The sequence below is a fragment of the Polymorphospora rubra genome, from assembly GCF_018324255.1.
In the GTDB taxonomy this organism is placed as follows: domain Bacteria; phylum Actinomycetota; class Actinomycetes; order Mycobacteriales; family Micromonosporaceae; genus Polymorphospora; species Polymorphospora rubra.
In genome coordinates this window covers 1,939,386-1,954,337 of record NZ_AP023359.1, presented here as the reverse complement: position 1 = coordinate 1,954,337, position 14,952 = coordinate 1,939,386, and the positions used below count along the sequence as shown (strand labels likewise).

At 67.5% G+C, this 14,952-nt stretch carries 14 protein-coding genes, 1 tRNA gene and 1 pseudogene; 14 read left to right on the top strand and 2 right to left on the bottom strand.

The features are described 5' to 3' along the window. The first annotated feature begins 280 nt into the window (after positions 1-280). The 4 genes from Prubr_RS08890 to Prubr_RS08875 all read left to right on the top strand — a co-directional run bounded on the left by Prubr_RS08890 (position 281) and on the right by Prubr_RS08875 (position 4,262). Positions 281-523 carry a hypothetical protein gene (locus Prubr_RS08890; protein ID WP_212823645.1) on the top strand — a complete coding sequence of 81 codons (243 nt, stop codon included), beginning with the start codon at positions 281-283 and terminating at the stop codon, positions 521-523. Next, entirely contained in the window at positions 523-1,470 is a 948-nt protein-coding gene (tgmB, locus tag Prubr_RS08885; RefSeq protein ID WP_212823643.1) for an ATP-grasp ribosomal peptide maturase, read from the top strand. Before Prubr_RS08890 ends, tgmB begins: the two co-directional genes overlap by 1 nt. 2 nt (positions 1,471-1,472) lie before the next feature. Continuing rightward, the gene (locus Prubr_RS08880; RefSeq protein WP_212823641.1) at positions 1,473-2,579 is read left to right on the top strand and encodes a methyltransferase domain-containing protein; all 1,107 of its coding nucleotides are present in this window, start codon (positions 1,473-1,475) and stop codon (positions 2,577-2,579) included. 306 nt (positions 2,580-2,885) lie between these two features. After that, positions 2,886-4,262, top strand: a complete 1,377-nt coding sequence (locus Prubr_RS08875; RefSeq protein ID WP_212823639.1) for an NsdA family TPR-like regulatory protein — start codon at positions 2,886-2,888, stop codon at positions 4,260-4,262. On the opposite strand, the gene Prubr_RS08870 is transcribed toward Prubr_RS08875, so the two are convergent. Next, positions 4,259-4,822 (bottom strand): NUDIX hydrolase, encoded by a 564-nt coding sequence (locus Prubr_RS08870; RefSeq protein ID WP_212823636.1) that lies wholly within the window; start codon positions 4,820-4,822, stop codon positions 4,259-4,261. The genes Prubr_RS08875 and Prubr_RS08870 overlap by 4 nt on opposite strands. Before the next feature lie 234 nt (positions 4,823-5,056). On the opposite strand from Prubr_RS08870, the gene Prubr_RS08865 reads away from it, so the two are divergent. From Prubr_RS08865 to Prubr_RS08825, 9 genes and pseudogenes are all read left to right on the top strand, one after another. Next, the gene (locus Prubr_RS08865; RefSeq protein ID WP_212823628.1) at positions 5,057-5,884 is read left to right on the top strand and encodes an SAM-dependent methyltransferase; all 828 of its coding nucleotides are present in this window, start codon (positions 5,057-5,059) and stop codon (positions 5,882-5,884) included. Between the two features lie 99 nt (positions 5,885-5,983). Beyond that, the gene (locus Prubr_RS08860; RefSeq protein WP_212823626.1) at positions 5,984-7,000 is read left to right on the top strand and encodes an ABC transporter substrate-binding protein; all 1,017 of its coding nucleotides are present in this window, start codon (positions 5,984-5,986) and stop codon (positions 6,998-7,000) included. Positions 7,001-7,083: 83 nt separating this feature from the next. Further along, positions 7,084-7,899 carry a class I SAM-dependent methyltransferase gene (locus tag Prubr_RS08855; protein ID WP_212823624.1) on the top strand — a complete coding sequence of 272 codons (816 nt, stop codon included), beginning with the start codon at positions 7,084-7,086 and terminating at the stop codon, positions 7,897-7,899. A gap of 93 nt (positions 7,900-7,992) precedes the next feature. Next, a complete protein-coding gene (locus Prubr_RS08850) occupies positions 7,993-8,379 on the top strand; it encodes a hypothetical protein (RefSeq protein WP_212823620.1) in 387 nt (128 codons plus the stop codon). Between the two features lie 338 nt (positions 8,380-8,717). Next, a complete protein-coding gene (locus Prubr_RS08845; RefSeq protein WP_212823618.1) occupies positions 8,718-9,938 on the top strand; it encodes a DUF5753 domain-containing protein in 1,221 nt (406 codons plus the stop codon). Between the two features lie 72 nt (positions 9,939-10,010). Then, a pseudogene (locus tag Prubr_RS38140) lies at positions 10,011-10,574 on the top strand (DUF6244 family protein); the annotation flags it as partial. Beyond that, positions 10,540-11,100, top strand: a complete 561-nt coding sequence (locus Prubr_RS08835; protein ID WP_246568467.1) for a DddA-like double-stranded DNA deaminase toxin — start codon at positions 10,540-10,542, stop codon at positions 11,098-11,100. The pseudogene Prubr_RS38140 and the gene Prubr_RS08835, both read left to right, overlap by 35 nt. Continuing rightward, the gene (locus tag Prubr_RS08830) at positions 11,097-11,468 is read left to right on the top strand and encodes an Imm1 family immunity protein (RefSeq protein WP_212823612.1); all 372 of its coding nucleotides are present in this window, start codon (positions 11,097-11,099) and stop codon (positions 11,466-11,468) included. The genes Prubr_RS08835 and Prubr_RS08830 overlap by 4 nt, the downstream gene beginning before the upstream one ends. A 275-nt stretch (positions 11,469-11,743) precedes the next feature. After that, positions 11,744-12,415 carry a DUF6308 family protein gene (locus Prubr_RS08825; RefSeq protein ID WP_212823610.1) on the top strand — a complete coding sequence of 224 codons (672 nt, stop codon included), beginning with the start codon at positions 11,744-11,746 and terminating at the stop codon, positions 12,413-12,415. A gap of 819 nt (positions 12,416-13,234) precedes the next feature. Here Prubr_RS08825 and Prubr_RS08820 read toward each other — a convergent pair. Beyond that, positions 13,235-14,140 carry a hypothetical protein gene (locus tag Prubr_RS08820; protein WP_212823609.1) on the bottom strand — a complete coding sequence of 302 codons (906 nt, stop codon included), beginning with the start codon at positions 14,138-14,140 and terminating at the stop codon, positions 13,235-13,237. A gap of 652 nt (positions 14,141-14,792) precedes the next feature. Here Prubr_RS08820 and Prubr_RS08815 point away from each other — a divergent pair. Further along, a tRNA-Arg gene (locus Prubr_RS08815) sits at positions 14,793-14,868 on the top strand. Positions 14,869-14,952: the final 84 nt, after the last annotated feature.

Sequence of the window (14,952 nt, the reverse complement as noted above, 5' to 3'; positions counted from 1 at the left end):
TCGGGTGGTTCTGGCGCCGTTCGACATCCCCACCATGGCTTTCTCGATGCCGGACCACGTCGGCAGGCCTTCAGATGCGATTTGGAGCCCTGTCGCCAGCTGCGGCCCCTCACCGATCCTGGTTGTCCGGACGGTCGTGGGGGAGACGGCGTTGGCGATCAGTTGGGGCGCCGGCACGTACTTCGGTGATCGGTGTCGCGGCGGCGGACGGAGGTGATGAAGCCGGGGGCAGTCTTCGCGGAGCCGATACCTACCACCCTGACTGACGAAGGAGATCCTGATGAATCCGGACCCGTTGATGCCGGCCACGCACCGGTTCCCGCGCCTGGCACCGTCCGACGGCAGCAGCCAGGAGCAGCCGTCGCACATGCGGCCGTTCGTTCTGCGCGGCGCGCCGCTCGGTGGTCTGCGCGAGGCCAGGCACCGTACGCCGGCGACTCAGAGCAGGCACTCCGAGCCGACGACCTCGGACGGCAAGAGTCCCACGACCAAGACCGACACCTACGTCACCCCGGACGACTGATGACGGTCCTCATCGTCAGCACGCGCTCGGACTGGTCGGCCGAGCAGGTCGCCAACCAGCTACGGGACCGCGGCGTCCGGTACGCGTGGCTCGACGTGGGCGCCTTTCCCCTCGACCTGACCCTCGTCGCCGAACTCGACGACGGCGCCTGGAGCGGTGGCCTGACCGGTGCGGCGTCGGTCGACCTGCGTGAGGTGACCTCGGTGTTCTACCGGCGGCCGAGCGACTTCACACTGCCGGCCGGCATGTCCGGGCCGGAGCGCAGGTTCGCTCGCGCTCAGGCCCGGGTCGGGCTGGGCGGCATCCTGTCCAGCCTCCCGGCCCGCTGGATCAACCACCCGGCCGTCCTGGCGGACGCCGAGTACAAGCCCCGCCAGCTCGTCACGGCCAGCCGGGCGGGCATGGCCGTTCCGCCGACCCTGATCACGAACCAGGCCGAGGCGGTGCGGAAGTTCGCCGCCCGTTACGGCGATCTGATCGTCAAGCCGCTCGCCGAGCCGATCGTCGAGGAGGCCGGCTCCCACACCGCCGTGTGGACCCGAAAGGTGATCACCGCCGACCTGGACGACCTGGCCGGTGTCGAGACGACCGCGCACCTGTTCCAGCAGTGGGTACCCAAGCGGTTCGAGGTCCGGCTGACCGTCGTCGGCGACCGCATGTTCCCGGTGGCCATCCACGCCGGCAGCGAGCAGGCGAGGGTCGACTGGCGCAGCGACTACGACGCGCTGTCCTACGAACTGGTGGACTGCCCGCCCGACATCGCCGGGCAGGTCGCAGACTACTGTCGGGCGCTCGGACTGGCCTACGCCGCGTTCGACTTCGTCGTCACGACCGGGGGACGCTGGGTGTTCCTGGAGTGCAACGGCGCCGGCCAGTGGGGCTGGCTGGCCGAGGAACTCAACCTGCCGATCGCGGCCGCTCTGGCCGACGAACTGACCAAGGAGTAGGCGTGGACTGGCAGCACGCGGCCCAGACCCTCGCCGCCCACCTCGCCGACAGCGGCGAGCTGAGCGACCCGGCCTGGAGGCGCGCCTTCGAACAGGTACCCCGACACGTCTTCGTCCCCGACGCCCCGCTCGACCAGGTGTACGCCGACCAGGCCCTGGTCACCCAGCAACGGCCCGCACCGACCACCACCGGCACGACAGGACCGCTACTGCCGACCTCCTCGTCCAGCCAACCCGGCGTGATGGCGACCATGCTCGAACGCGCCGATATCCGCGACGGCATGCGCGTACTCGAGATCGGCACCGCGACCGGATACAACGCCGCACTCCTGACACACCGCCTCGGCGGGAACAACGTCTACTCCGTCGAACTCGACCCGACACTGCACGCGACCGCACGCCAGCGACTGGCCGCCACCGGCCACCACCCCCACCTCAATGCTGGGGACGGCACCGCGGGATGGTCCGACCAGGCCCCGTACGACCGGATCATCGCCACCTGCGCCGTCAACCACATCCCACCCGCCTGGATCGACCAACTCCACACCGGCGGCCGGATCGTCGCACCACTGGCCGGCGCCGGCTGCGCCCTGATGATCCTCGACAAGACCGCCGACGACGAGGTCACCGGCCGCCTCGACCACCAACACGTCGCCTTCATGCCGCTGCGCACCGACGTCGGCAACCCACTCGCCGACCGACGGAGCCTCGGTCCGGCAACAAACGGGATCGGCCAGTACGGCACCACCAGCCTCGACCCGGCCGTCTACGACCACGCCGACCACGACCTGAACCTGCTACTCCAACTCCACCTGCCCGGCCTGTCCATCGGCGCCATGGACAACCCACGCGGAACCTTCCTCACCCTGTCCACACCAATTGCGTACGCCCAGGTCGCCCGCACCGCCACCGCCACCGACGGCCGCCACACCACCATCCAGTACGACGGCAGACCATGGGACACCGCCGAGCACGTCGCCGAACTGTGGCAACGCCTCGGCCACCCCGACCGCGGCCGGTACGGGATCAGCGCCCTCAACCGCACCGACCGGCAATACATCTGGCTCGACCACCCCGACAGCCCATACGCATGGCCCATGCCCGTGTAGGACCGATCCCAACAAATCCGCTCAATGCACAGTTGGTTGGCGCCTGAGGTAAAGAGATTGAGCGCGTTGCGTCGGTCGGGCAGCGGACACGCTGAGGGTTCGGTCAGTAGGGCCAAGACAGGCTCAACGAATCAGGCTCGGCCGCCAGGAGTACGTCACTATGCCGTTTCGGATGAAGTGCGTCCTGATCACCATGCTGGTGTACATGTAGGACACCAGGCTCGAGTCGTTGTACCGTCGGCATGCGGCGGATCGGCTTGGCGGCGAGTCATGGGCGGCTCCGTCTGCGGTGATCGGGGGTGTGTAATGGCGCGACGGATCATGGTCGACCCGAGCTTCGGTGTTCGGCTCAAGGAGTTGCGTGAGCTTAGGCGCCTGTCGCTTCGGCGGCTGGGACAGCTCGTCCACTGTTCGCACGGCTACCTGTGGGAGCTCGAGGCGGGCAGCAAGCGGCCGAGTGTGTCTGTGGCGGCCGCTCTGGACGCGACGCTGGATGCGGAGGGGCGTCTGTCTGCCATGGTCCGCGAGGTGTCGGCAGACAGCGGGCGGCCGTCGGCGGGCACCAGCCAAACTGACGATCAGGGTCCTGTGTTGGGGCTGGAGTTCACGCCAGACTGGCGCCACGGCCTGGATGCTGCAGTGGGGCTGTGGCAGGGGGACATGCAACAGCGACAGCCGCTTCGGGATGCCGGTTTCAGTGCGACGGCGTTCCTGCATCCGGCCATGCGGTGGCTGACCTGGCCGCTGGGCGAGCGTCCTTCGGGTAGTGGCCAACGACTGGTTGGGATGCCAGATGTCGAAATGGTTCGGCAGATTACGGCCGTCTACCGGACTTTGGACAACCAGTACGGCGGTGGCCACGTCCGAGACAGTGTCGTGCGGTTCCTCGACGGTGAGGTGGCGGTGCTCCTACGGGGCCGCTATGACGCGCGGACGGGTTCCAGTCTTCTGTCCGCAGCGGCCGAGACGACGCAGTTGGCGGGTTGGGCCTCCTACGATGTGGGGCTGAACGGACTGGCGCAGCGCTACATGGTTCAGGCACTGAGGCTGGCCGCGGCTGCGGGGGACCGGGCACTGGGTGCGGAGATCCTTGCGGCCATGAGCCATCAGGCCGCGTATCTCGGTGCGGCTGCCGAGGCGGTTGATCTTGCCCGTGCCGCTGGCCAGTCGGCCGCGAACGTCGGGGTGGAGGCGATTGTGGCGGAATCAGCTGTGCTTGAGGCGCAGGGATATGCCGCTGGAGATGACGAGACTGCCTGCGCGGCGGCGCTGGATCGAGCGGAGCGTGCCCTCGATCGAGCGGACAGGACCGGCGACCCGCACTGGATCGGCTATTTCGACGAGGCGTACCTGGCAGCGAAGTTTGGGCACTGCTTCGCTGCGTTGGGGCGCGGTGACCTTGCGGAACGGTTCGCCTTGCGGTCGCTGGAGATGGACGGCCGGCACTATGCGCGAGGACGGCAGTTCAATCTGGTGCTGCTGGCGGTAGCTCACGCACAGGCTGGCCAACTGGAACAGGCCAGCGCTGTCGGTATGCAGGCGGCCGACGCGGCCGAGGGACTGCGTTCGGCGCGAACACGGGACTACCTGAAGGACCTCGCGGACCGGCTCGCCCCCCATGTCGGCCTGCCTGGTGTCCGGGCCTTCACGGAGCGGGTGCGCCCGATACTGCAATCCGCCTAGAGAGTTCCCGTCGCCCTTCTGAGCAGGACCGCAAGGAGACCCGCGACCGATCCCGCTCCGACGATCCTTCCCTCTTGCATGTGCTGCTCGATCTCGGCGAGCGGAATCCAGCCGAGCCGTTCGGTCTCGTTGACGTCCGGTGCCGCACCGGTGGGATCGGCGCCGCGCGCGAGATAGACGATGTTGGCTTGGTCGATGGTGCCGACCATCGGCTGGAAGGTAACCAGCGGCTCGATGCTCCGTGGCCGCCAGCCGGTTTCCTCCTCCACCTCCCGCGCGGCACAGACGGCGGGGTCCTCATCGGGGTCGAGGTAACCACCGGGCAACTCCCATACCCAGCGGTCGAGGATGAACCGGTGCCGCCACATCATCAGCACCCGCTCCGCGTCGTCGAGCACGACCACCATCGCGGCGGCCGGCACCCGAAGAACGTACTGCTCGAAGCGAACCCCGTCGGGTAGCTCCACGTCGGCGATGCTGAGCACAGCCCGACGACTGTCGTCGACGATGCGCTCGCCATGGATGGTCCACTCGCTGGCACGCCGCGCCTCCGTACTCATGGAGTGCACCCTAGTTGACCTGCCCGGCTCCGTTCTCTGGCGGGCGACGACGTCAGCAGACAGCGGCTGACGGCTCCCACCTTCACTTCACGTTGCGCAGTGGCCAGGCTGCTCATCAATGGCTGTGGCCCATTCGGCCGGCGGACTGCTCCAGCGGGGACAGCCCACATGCCCACCGCGAGCCAAGGGGAGCCGATGCCGGCGTGAATAGAAGCAGGGCAGTTGGAGGTTCAAATGATCAACGATTCGGCCGAGACCTGTGACACAGCGAGTGCGGATCTGAATCGTCCGAGTGCGGGGCGAGTGTACGACGCGCTGCTCGGTGGATCGTCGAACTTCGTCGTGGACCGTGTCATGGTCGAACGGATGCTCGGGGCGGAGCCTCAGGCCAGACGGTATGCGCGGGCGAATCGCGCGTTCCTGAGGCGGGCTGTCGGTGCGCTGTTGGACGAGGGCGTGGACCAGTTTGTCGATCTTGGTTCGGGTCTGCCGACGGTCGGCAACGTTCACGAGGTCGTGCACGACGCGGACCCGCAGGGGCGGGTCGTGTATGTCGACGTGGATCCGGTGACGGTCGCGTACGGGCGGCAGTTGCTGGCCGGCGAGGAGCGGGCCACGGTGGTCCAGGCCGACATCCGCGACGTGGACGCCATCCTGTCCGATCCGGCCACCGGGCGGCTGATCGACTTCGACCGGCCGGTCGGGATTCTCGCGGTGGCGGTGCTGCACTTCATTGCCGAGGATCCGGCCGGGATCCTCGACCGGTTCCGCGCCGCCGTGGTGGCGGGTAGCCGGCTCGTGGTGTCGCATCTGACGACGCCGGCGCAGATGTCGCGCGAGGTGGTCGGTGTCGTTCAGCGCTACAACACCTCGACCACGACACCTCTGACGTTCCGTAGCCGTGACCAGGTTGTCGACCTGTTCACCGGGTGGGAACTGGTGCCGCCCGGAGTGGTGTCGGTCGACCAGTGGCGGCCCGAGCCGACCGACGTCGAGGAGTCCGCGGATCTGGGCCCGGTGCCGATCTGGGCCGGCGTCGGCCGGCTGTCATCGCCCGTGTAGCTGTCGCCGGTCGGCGCCTGCGGCAACAGTTCGCGGGTGGTCTGGCCGGTGGATTGGCGCGCCCATCGCGCGCCTGTTTTATCCATCTGGGGAGGATAAGTGAGTATCAGAATCGCACGTCGGGCAGCTGCTGCGGCGGTGGCCGGGCTGATGACGGTCACCGCCGGCTGCACCACCGGCGAACCAGCCAAGGCGCCGGACGGCGTGGACAAGGTCACCTATTTGACCGCGTTCGCGAGTTTCGGTCGGGAGGCGTACGCCTGGGTGGCCCTGGAGAAGGGCTTCTTCCGCGACCGGAACATTGAGGTCGAGATCAAGCCCGGGCAGGGTTCGGCCGACAACCTGAAACTGTTGGCGGCCGGGCAGGCGCAGTTCTCGGCCAACGACCTGTCCGGTGTGATGATCACCCTCGGGCAGGGTGACTACCAGGGCGACGTGCGCGCGGTCGCGGCGATCCAGCAACGCACCTTGAACTCGATCACCGTGCTGGAGTCGTCCGGCATCACCACCCCGGCCGACCTGGTCGGCAAGCGGGTCGGTGGGGTGCCCGGTGGGGCGCCGATGCTGTTGTGGCCGGCGTACGCCAAGCTCGCCGGCATCGACCCGGGCAGCGTGCAGTGGGTGAACTCCCCGGCGCAGCAGACGCCGGGGCTGCTGGCCGCCGGGCGGGTCGACGGGATCGGCCAGTTCACCGTCGCCCGGGGCACCGTGGAGAAGGCGGCCCAGGGCCGGCCGGTGCGGCTGCTGCCGTACTCCGACGTGATCGCCGACCTGTACGGCAACGCCGTCATCGCCCCCATGACGCTGATCAGGGACGATCCGGACCTGGTACGCCGGTTCAGCGAGGCGATCCTCGAAGGACTCGTCTACTCCATCGACCACCCCGACGAGGCCGGCCAGATCCTGCACAAACACGTACCCTCCGCCGACCCGACCGCCGCCGCGCAGGAGGTCGCCCTGATGCAGCCGTACGTGCTGTCGAACGCCCGCGCCGGCGTCCTCGACCCAGAACGGATCGCCCGCGCCATCGCCGTCCTCCAGGGCGCCGGCGTGATCCCGGCCGGCCTCACCCCTGCCGACGTGATCGCCTCCGGCTTCGCCGCGAGCCCTGCCTGACAACCACTTCCTTCGCCCGGTGTCCCGGGGCGGCGACCCGAACGCCCCCGGGCCCACCCCGCAACTTCCCCATTGGAGCAGTGATGGCCCGCCCCGCTACCGAGGCCCGCTACGCCTACGACAACGCCCACCCGTCCGCCCGCCGGCACCTCGCCAGCCTTTCGGCGGCCCTGGACGACTTCACCATCGGCCGCCTCACGCACCTTGACCTGACCAGCCGCCGCTGCCTCGAGATCGGCGCCGGCCGCAGCCACGTCCCCGTCTGGCTCGCCGAACACGTCGGACCCACCGGCCACGTCACCGCGACCGACCTCGACACCACCCACACCGGCACCCACCCACGCCTGACCCCGCTGCGGCACGACATCGTCACCGAACCAATCCCGGACCCGCCGTACGACCTCATCCACGCCCGCCTGGTCCTGATGCACCTACCCGAACCCGAAAAGATCCTCACCCGGCTCATCGACGCCCTCGCCCCTGGCGGGATCCTGTGCGTCGAGGACTGGCACATCCAACCCTCCGGCGTCGTCCTCGACGCGCCCACCGGGCAGCAGCGGCGGCTGTTCGCCGCCTACCAGCACGAGGTCAACCAACGCGTCTTCCAGGCCGCCGGCTCCGACCCGAACTGGGCACCCCGCATCCACACCACCATGCGCGCCGCCGGGCTCCGTGGGGTCGACACCGCCATCTACGCACCCGTCTGGCACGCCGGCAGCCCCGGCCTGCAGATCTCCCTGACCGCGATCGCCTCCCACCGCGACCAGCTCCTGCACGGCGGCCTGCTCACCGACGCCGACCTGCACGAGGTCACCAAACTGGTCTCCGACCCCGACTCCGGACTCGTCGTACGCGGCCACCAGCTCTACTCCACCCTCGGCGGCAAACCCCACCACTAGACCTTGTGTAGGAGGAACGCGCCGCGCCACCCGTCGCCGGCGACGGGTGCGCGTGTGTCGGCCGTGCCCACCACCGATCCGGAAGGCCTTGCCATGACAGCCTCGAGCACCCTGCCCCGCCGCCTCGACCCGCCACCGCCCACGCGGGTGACTCTGCCCCGCCCCGGCGACCGCATCTCTATCGCTGAACACGACTACCTCGGCGGCGACCGCCGATTCACCGGCACCGTTGTCGAGGTCGACACCGGCATGAGCCCGCTACAACTGAATTGTCTGGAATGGGCGCACCTGGTCGTGGCACCCACCGACCCGCCGCACACCACCCGTACCCTGATCGTCCGCGTCGCCGCGCTCGGCGCCACCGACCACCGTGACGAGTTCACCACCGGCGCCGGCACTTACACCGGCGACCACAGCCGGCAGCCGGTCGGCCGGGCGCGAACCCTTGCGGACCTGTCCACCTCGACGCTCCTCACCTAACCACCATGACGATGCCCGCGCCGAGCGAGCATCCCGACCAGCGGCCACGCTGGCCGGCGAACCAGACCGGCATGCGCCATCCGCCACCACGAACGTCGAAGCCGGCGGCGAAGAGTGCTTCACCACCCATGCCCGGCCCGCCCAAACCGGTGCCTGTCCACAGAAGCGGGTTCCTGGACAGCGACGATCGCGCGCTGTCCATCGCGGCCGCGGGTCGTCACCTGCTGGGCGGTCGGCCCGAGCCCTCGCCCCATTCCGGTCGTCTAGACGGTGTCGACGTCCGGCATCCCACCCTACGTACACCAATCCAAGCCTCTTCTGTTGGAAGCGATTGAACGATGCCGTACAAGCAGTCGCCGTCCAGCCTGCGTGCCTTGTGGCTGGGCGAGCAGATGCGCCGCCTGCGCAGGGACCGGCGGATCACCCTCAAGGCCGCCGCCTCGCACTTGCGAGTCGGCCACTCCGCCCTGGCCCGGTTCGAGCGGGGTCAGTGGCCGTTCCTGGCCGGACGGGTCGCGACCCTGCTCGACATCTACCAGGTCACCGACCCCAAACGGCGGGGCATGCTGCTGCGCCTCGACGCCGAGGTCGACCGCCGTAACGCGTGGGAGCCCGACCCCGACGACCTGCACCACCCCGAACCCGACCACGAACCAAAGCCGGCCGATCAGGAGAACAACCGCATGCCGTTCCAGGAACGCCACCACCCGACCGTGCGTGGCCAGTGGCTCGCCGAACAACTCCGCCAGCTACGCCTCGACCGCCGGCTCACCCTGCAGCAGGTCGCCGAACGCCTCCCACTCGACTGGAGCAGCCTGGGCCGGTTCGAACGCGGCGAGATCAAGCCCAAGTACGACGACGTCGCCGCACTACTCGACCTCTACCACGTCTTCGACGACCGGCAACGCGACGTACTGCTCTCCCTCGCCCTGGACGCACGCCACGGGGACCACTGGGACGTCGACTTCGGCGACGAACTGCCCTACCGCCCCTACGTCAACCTCGCATGGCTCGAGACCCGCGCCACCGCCATCCGCTACTACGCCACCACCCGCATTCCTGACCTCCTCCAAACCCCCGAGTACGCCGCCCGCCTCATCCAAACCCAGATGGGCATCCACCAGCCCACCCCCGAACACCGAGCCGCCGTCGCCGCCCTCAACGCCCGGAAACAGGCGCTCCGCGACGGCACCAACCGCCTGTCCGCCGTGATCACCGAAACCGCCCTACGGAACCAGGTCGGCGACAGCCACCTGATGGACCAGCAGATCAACCACCTGCACAAACTCGCCCGCCATCCCCGCAACACCATCAACGTCCTGCCCGACGGGCACGAGATCACCGCCCGGTACGACACCCCGTTCACCGTCTTCGACATGCCCGACCCCTACCCACCCGTCGCCGTCACCCAGAGCCTCGCCGGCCGCCTCTACCTCGAACACCCCCGCAGCCTGCGCTTCACCGTCGCCCACGACCACCTCCAAGCCGCCGTCCAGGCGGACAGTCGCACCAGCCAACTGCTCACCGCCCTCCAGCACAGCGTGCCGGTGGCGCCATAGACCCGGCCCGGCGACGGGCTCGCATCCGACAGCAGAGGTTCGGGTTCCGTGAGCACGCCGACGCCGCGTCGCATGATGCGACTGCCGTGCCCGACGATCTCCCTCCACGCCCGGCCTCCGGCACAAGGCCACGGCAGCATGTTCGTGCCATGGTTGAAACCGAACAATGAAGCGAAGGAAGTCGATGTGCTGGTCGATGCCGTTCGGGCGGAGATCGAGGCGATCAGAGCCGGCACCGAACTCGCCCAGAGACAGACCTCGGCCGCCGATCACATGGCACAGCAGATCACCATGCAAGCCGCGGCATCCGGGTTCGCCGCGATCGCCCAGAACATGGCCATGGTCCGCGACATCATCGGTCAGATCCGGGCGGGAGTCCGCAGCCTGTCCATGCTGGCGGACGATGCCGCGACGGTGGTGGCTGCCGCTTCACGGCAGCCCACCCCACAGGACACGATCACGACGATCGGCCTGCTCGACCAGAAACTTGGCGACATCCACGCAGGCGCGCGCGCCTGCATCGGCCGCATCGACCAAACCCGGCAGTTGACCGGCGCGGTCCTGCAAGGGGGCGACCCCGGGATCCTGCTGGCCAGACTCGATGCCGTTCACCAGGCCCTGGTCGCCGTCGCGCAACGCGGTGCCACCGCCCGACAACGAGCGCAGATCGCGATCAGCGAGGCGAGAACAATCGGCGGCACGGGAAACCGAGCCTGGGTGGGGCGTACCCGACAAGGGATCACCCGCACCCGGCACTGGGTCCCGCCCGACGACGGAGCAATTGCCGTCCTGGCTGGCGCAGGCCGCCCGAGACCTTCCGAGACGACAGCCCAAAGACCCGACATCGGGAGTCGCGCTCATCGCCGGCGAGCGGATACCGATGCGATCCAGCCGCACCCCCGACGCCGCCGCGGACCTCAAACCGGCCTACCGGCTCATCGCCACGACCACCGACCACCTCGAGGCCAAGCTCGCCGCCCGAATGCGCCGAGACCACATCACCGACGCCGCCGTGCTCACCAACAATCAGCCCTACGGCTGCGAGAGAATCCTTCCCCAACTCCTGCCGGCCGGCTCGCGGCTGACCGTCTACGTCAGCGACGATGACGGACAGGTGCGGCACTGGCGCACCTACATCGGAAACGGAAAGGCGATCGCATGAAGGTGACCTGGGCCTACGACCGCGGTGACCACCGGGACACCCACCAGGTCGACATCACCGACCCGACAGCACTCGACCGTCTGCTCCGACAGATCCACGAACGAGACGAACCCGTCGTCGTCACCATCTACGACGAACCCGCCGACGACACTGACCTGCCACCCGGCGTCCAGGTCGGCCTAGGCCACGCCACCCACGCCTTCGTCGTCCACATCACCGACGACGGCGGCTACGACACCGACCCCGACGTCCCCGCCCCAGCCACCGCGATCTCCTTCGACCTCGGCGGAGTCCCCACTGAGTACCCCGCCGACCATCTCCGCCTCCGCCCCGAAACCGCCATCCAGAAAGCCGTCGACTCTCTGTGAACCGGAGGTAGCCCGGCAACGCCGCCCACCTGAACCTGTCTGAGCTCGGATCGTCGCCGCCGAGCTGGACCGTCTGATCCAGGCGAGAGATCGGAACTAGCTCGGGGCGGCCGCGCAGATGGTGGTGGGAGGTGCCACGGGTGATTGGCAGATCGCGCGGTGAAAGGAGCCTGGCCCTCCACGTAAGCAGCGGCGCCGGCCCTGGCGGTGATCGGGCCTGGCCGTACTTCTCGCGGCGGATGTGGGTGTCCACCGGTGGTCGGTAGCATCTGCCAATGCCTGAGAAGTTGGTCGACATTGTTCGTCGTGAAGGCGTGGGCCACCTCGGGGCCTACTTCACGCCGGGGGCGTATACGGGGCAGTGGTTCGAGACCTTCGCGGGTGGCGGTGACCGCGTCGAGACCCGTGACAGGATCTCCGTGGACGATCTCTATGCGGTGGAGGCCCTCAACGTCCAGGTTCCGTTCGCCGTCGGCAAGGAGCTGCTTGACGGTCAGCTCGGCAGGGACATCAGCGCACGGTTGCGAGAGATCCCCACTGATGCCGAGCTGGGTACCCGCGGCACCCGCGAACTGGTCGCCGACGGTGGACACGCCGATCAGGCATGGCACCTGCTGAACAATCGGAACGAGAAGACCGGTATCGGCTGGGTGATCGCCGGCAAGCTGCTGGCTCGCAAGCGGCCCAAGCTCATCCCCGTCTACGACTCGATCGTCAGCTGCCAGTTCGGAGCGCCGAAGCATGTATGGCTGAAGCTGCACGACCAGCTCGCCGCGAACAACGGCGAACTGCTGGCAGCCCTCGCCGGAGTTCGTGAGGCCGTGGCCATGGGAGACAGGGTGAGCATCCTGCGGGTCCTCGACATCGTCCTGTGGAGACGGCACGTCAAGGAACACCGGCGGGACAAGCCAACGAGGTGTCCGCAGCGTGGTTGCGTGGCGCTCTGATCGGCACCGGCACGAACGGCACCGGCCAGACGTGGGGCGTAGACGGCACCCGCCGGATTGGCCGGCCGACATCACTGCACACTTCGGCGCTTGTCGGCACCCTTCGAGCGCACCATAGGCGCCATGTCAGCTCGCCGATCCTTCACGCCTCTTGCTTGACTCTCCGTTTGCAGCGATACTCCGGTTCAGCCGCAAAGCGCGGCGACCCGGTACCCGCCGAGCGCAATCGTGCCTAACCACTACCACGACGATTCCCAGGTACCCGCGACTCTTGAGTCCGAATTTCGGGCGGTATGCGAGACTGCGATCGAGACATGCCTCCGTCTCTCTCCGCCCTACCGGCCAACGGCCTGGAAAGGGATGATTGCCGCCCTGGGTGCAGCGGAGGCCGCGCGACGCCTGGTCGTTAACGGGGACATCCAGACAGGCTTCGGTCGGCTCGTTCAAGCTGGTCGCCCCGAGTAGACGATCGAATGGGAGATCCTCAACTCGAGGTGGGATCCGTTATTCAGCGAGCAGCACCGAGCAGCTGCACGCTGGCGGCTCCAGCAAGCTGGCATCGAGCCGCCGAGGTGAAGCGCTGATCGCCGATAGTACAGTTCGGCGCGTGACTAACGAGGGGTTACCGAGCTGGAACGCAGATCCGTAACAGATGCTTGTCAAGCGAAGGAGCTGGGTTCAGGGGGTGAGGGGCGGCGGCAGATACGGTCGCCGCCAAGGCGGCGGGGGATGAGTAAGCCGGCCTTCAGCGCTGACGATGAGGCCGAACGCAGCCTCCTCCGTGCCGAATTTTTGCCCAACGGCTCAAGAAGATTTCCGCTACCCCTCTTCCGGGAGGTTGATGTCGATGCGGATGGCGGCGGCAATCGGCGCAGAGCGCTGGTTGAAGACACGCATCAACCCAGGACTCTGAGTTCCTTCTTCCGTAATATAGCCCGCTCTGCAGCCCAACACCTCATCAACCATGAATGCGGGAAGTCCTACTCCCGGACAAACTCCGCCTCCCGTCAGCTCGCTGTATGACGGTGCATAGTTTCGCGCCTGGCCAGCGGTCATGCTCCGCATACGTGAGGCCGGCAACACGCGGACACCGACAGCAACATCGCCAGTTAAATTCGCAACTGGAAGGGTTACCGGTATGACTGACTCACCTGGCATTGAGCTGGGGTGGTAGAGCATATAGTGCACAGGTAGGCCGAATTCTGACTCGTAGTTGGCGATGGCCCTCCACTGGTCATCTCCAACCTGCAGCGCTCTGTATCGACAACTGTCATCGAATCGGAATAGGCGTTCGCCTAAGGTGGCTGGCAGAGAGCGCACCATCAGTGAGCCGAAGCCACCAGGGCGAGTCAGACCGAGGTCCTCCGTGAACTCCGCTTCACGTGGATACAGTCGTTTACTTTGGAGCAGAACTACCTTTGTTCGCAGCAACTGGCCAGCGCGACGGAAGTTGACAATTACGCCGACGTCTGCTATCTCCCATCGCTCCCAGTGCCATCCGCCCCCAACGAAATGGGCATCTATATCGACAACAGTTCTAGACTTGGTTATGTGTGGTCCCCGACCTTCGGCTAGGGCGTCAATAAGTGCAAAGTCGAGTGTTTCCTCGTGTGTTGTCGGCATCCGGTCAAGCCTGCCAGCAACGCGCCGGTTAGCAACGTCAAACACTTCCCGGATATAAGCGAGAACGTCTGGCTCTAAGGGAATCGGTGCGACCGCGGCCATATCGCCTCCTGAGAAGATCTCCGGGTAGTCCGTGAAGGATCGTATGCCCTACTGTGCTCCTCCCGGAAGCTTCCATGACGCCTCTCCTGCACACTCATTTCGGCGGAAGAGGGCGTATCGGTTTGCGAAGAGCGTAGGGGATGTAACGGGCCGAGCGGCCTGGATCGGTGGCGGCGCGTCGGTCGTGGGCGACGTTCTGGTCGTGGCCACGACCAGCCGGTGTACCTGCTCGCAGGGTGGGACGAGCTGGGCGTGTGCGGATGTCGCCGATATCGCGCCCGCGCCGAAGCGTCGCTGCCTGCCCACCAAAGCCGCTTCAACTCGTGCCACCCTGCGGGCTCGCGGAGGAGTTGGTCGGCGAGCGGCCAGACACCGGCTTGGGATAGCCCCGCATCCGGAGGGCCTCACCTCGACGAGAGCGGCCAGCGTGAACGAGTGTCGATGGCCTTGGCGTGCGTGCCCGATGTGTGCTCCGGCGACGGTGACCGGCCGTGGCCGATGCTGACCGACCGTGCCCGGCGCTGAAGACCGCCCGTCCGGGCCGCGCGCGTGTGGTCGTCGTGCGATCCGCTGGTGGCGGTGCCGGCGTCGATCGCGCCTGCGGCTCCCTGCGGTACGCTGACAGCCGCTGCTAGCTAGTCTGGATCATCGCGCCCCCGTAGCTCAGGGGATAGAGCAACGGTTTCCTAAACCGTGTGTCGCAGGTTCGAATCCTGCCGGGGGCACCACTGTAAAGCTCACCAGCGAAAAGTTGCTCAGGACTTTCGTGTCTATCTATGTGGCCTTGAATCCTCCCCAACCCCGTCGATAAC

Excerpts from the sequence above, each read along its gene's own strand:
- Prubr_RS08835 (WP_246568467.1), top strand. The coding sequence starts at position 10,540 with ATGCCGTTCACCAGGCCCTGGTCGCCGTCGCGCAACGCGGTGCCACCG.
- Prubr_RS08830 (WP_212823612.1), top strand. The coding sequence starts at position 11,097 with ATGAAGGTGACCTGGGCCTACGACCGCGGTGACCACCGGGACACCCAC.
- Prubr_RS08855 (WP_212823624.1), top strand. The coding sequence starts at position 7,084 with ATGGCCCGCCCCGCTACCGAGGCCCGCTACGCCTACGACAACGCCCAC.
- Prubr_RS08825 (WP_212823610.1), top strand. The coding sequence starts at position 11,744 with ATGCCTGAGAAGTTGGTCGACATTGTTCGTCGTGAAGGCGTGGGCCAC.
- Prubr_RS08820 (WP_212823609.1), bottom strand. The coding sequence starts at position 14,140 with ATGGCCGCGGTCGCACCGATTCCCTTAGAGCCAGACGTTCTCGCTTAT.
- tgmB (WP_212823643.1), top strand. The coding sequence starts at position 523 with ATGACGGTCCTCATCGTCAGCACGCGCTCGGACTGGTCGGCCGAGCAG.
- Prubr_RS08865 (WP_212823628.1), top strand. The coding sequence starts at position 5,057 with ATGATCAACGATTCGGCCGAGACCTGTGACACAGCGAGTGCGGATCTG.
- Prubr_RS08875 (WP_212823639.1), top strand. The coding sequence starts at position 2,886 with ATGGCGCGACGGATCATGGTCGACCCGAGCTTCGGTGTTCGGCTCAAG.
- Prubr_RS08850 (WP_212823620.1), top strand. The coding sequence starts at position 7,993 with ATGACAGCCTCGAGCACCCTGCCCCGCCGCCTCGACCCGCCACCGCCC.
- Prubr_RS08845 (WP_212823618.1), top strand. The coding sequence starts at position 8,718 with ATGCCGTACAAGCAGTCGCCGTCCAGCCTGCGTGCCTTGTGGCTGGGC.
- Prubr_RS08870 (WP_212823636.1), bottom strand. The coding sequence starts at position 4,822 with ATGAGTACGGAGGCGCGGCGTGCCAGCGAGTGGACCATCCATGGCGAG.
- Prubr_RS08890 (WP_212823645.1), top strand. The coding sequence starts at position 281 with ATGAATCCGGACCCGTTGATGCCGGCCACGCACCGGTTCCCGCGCCTG.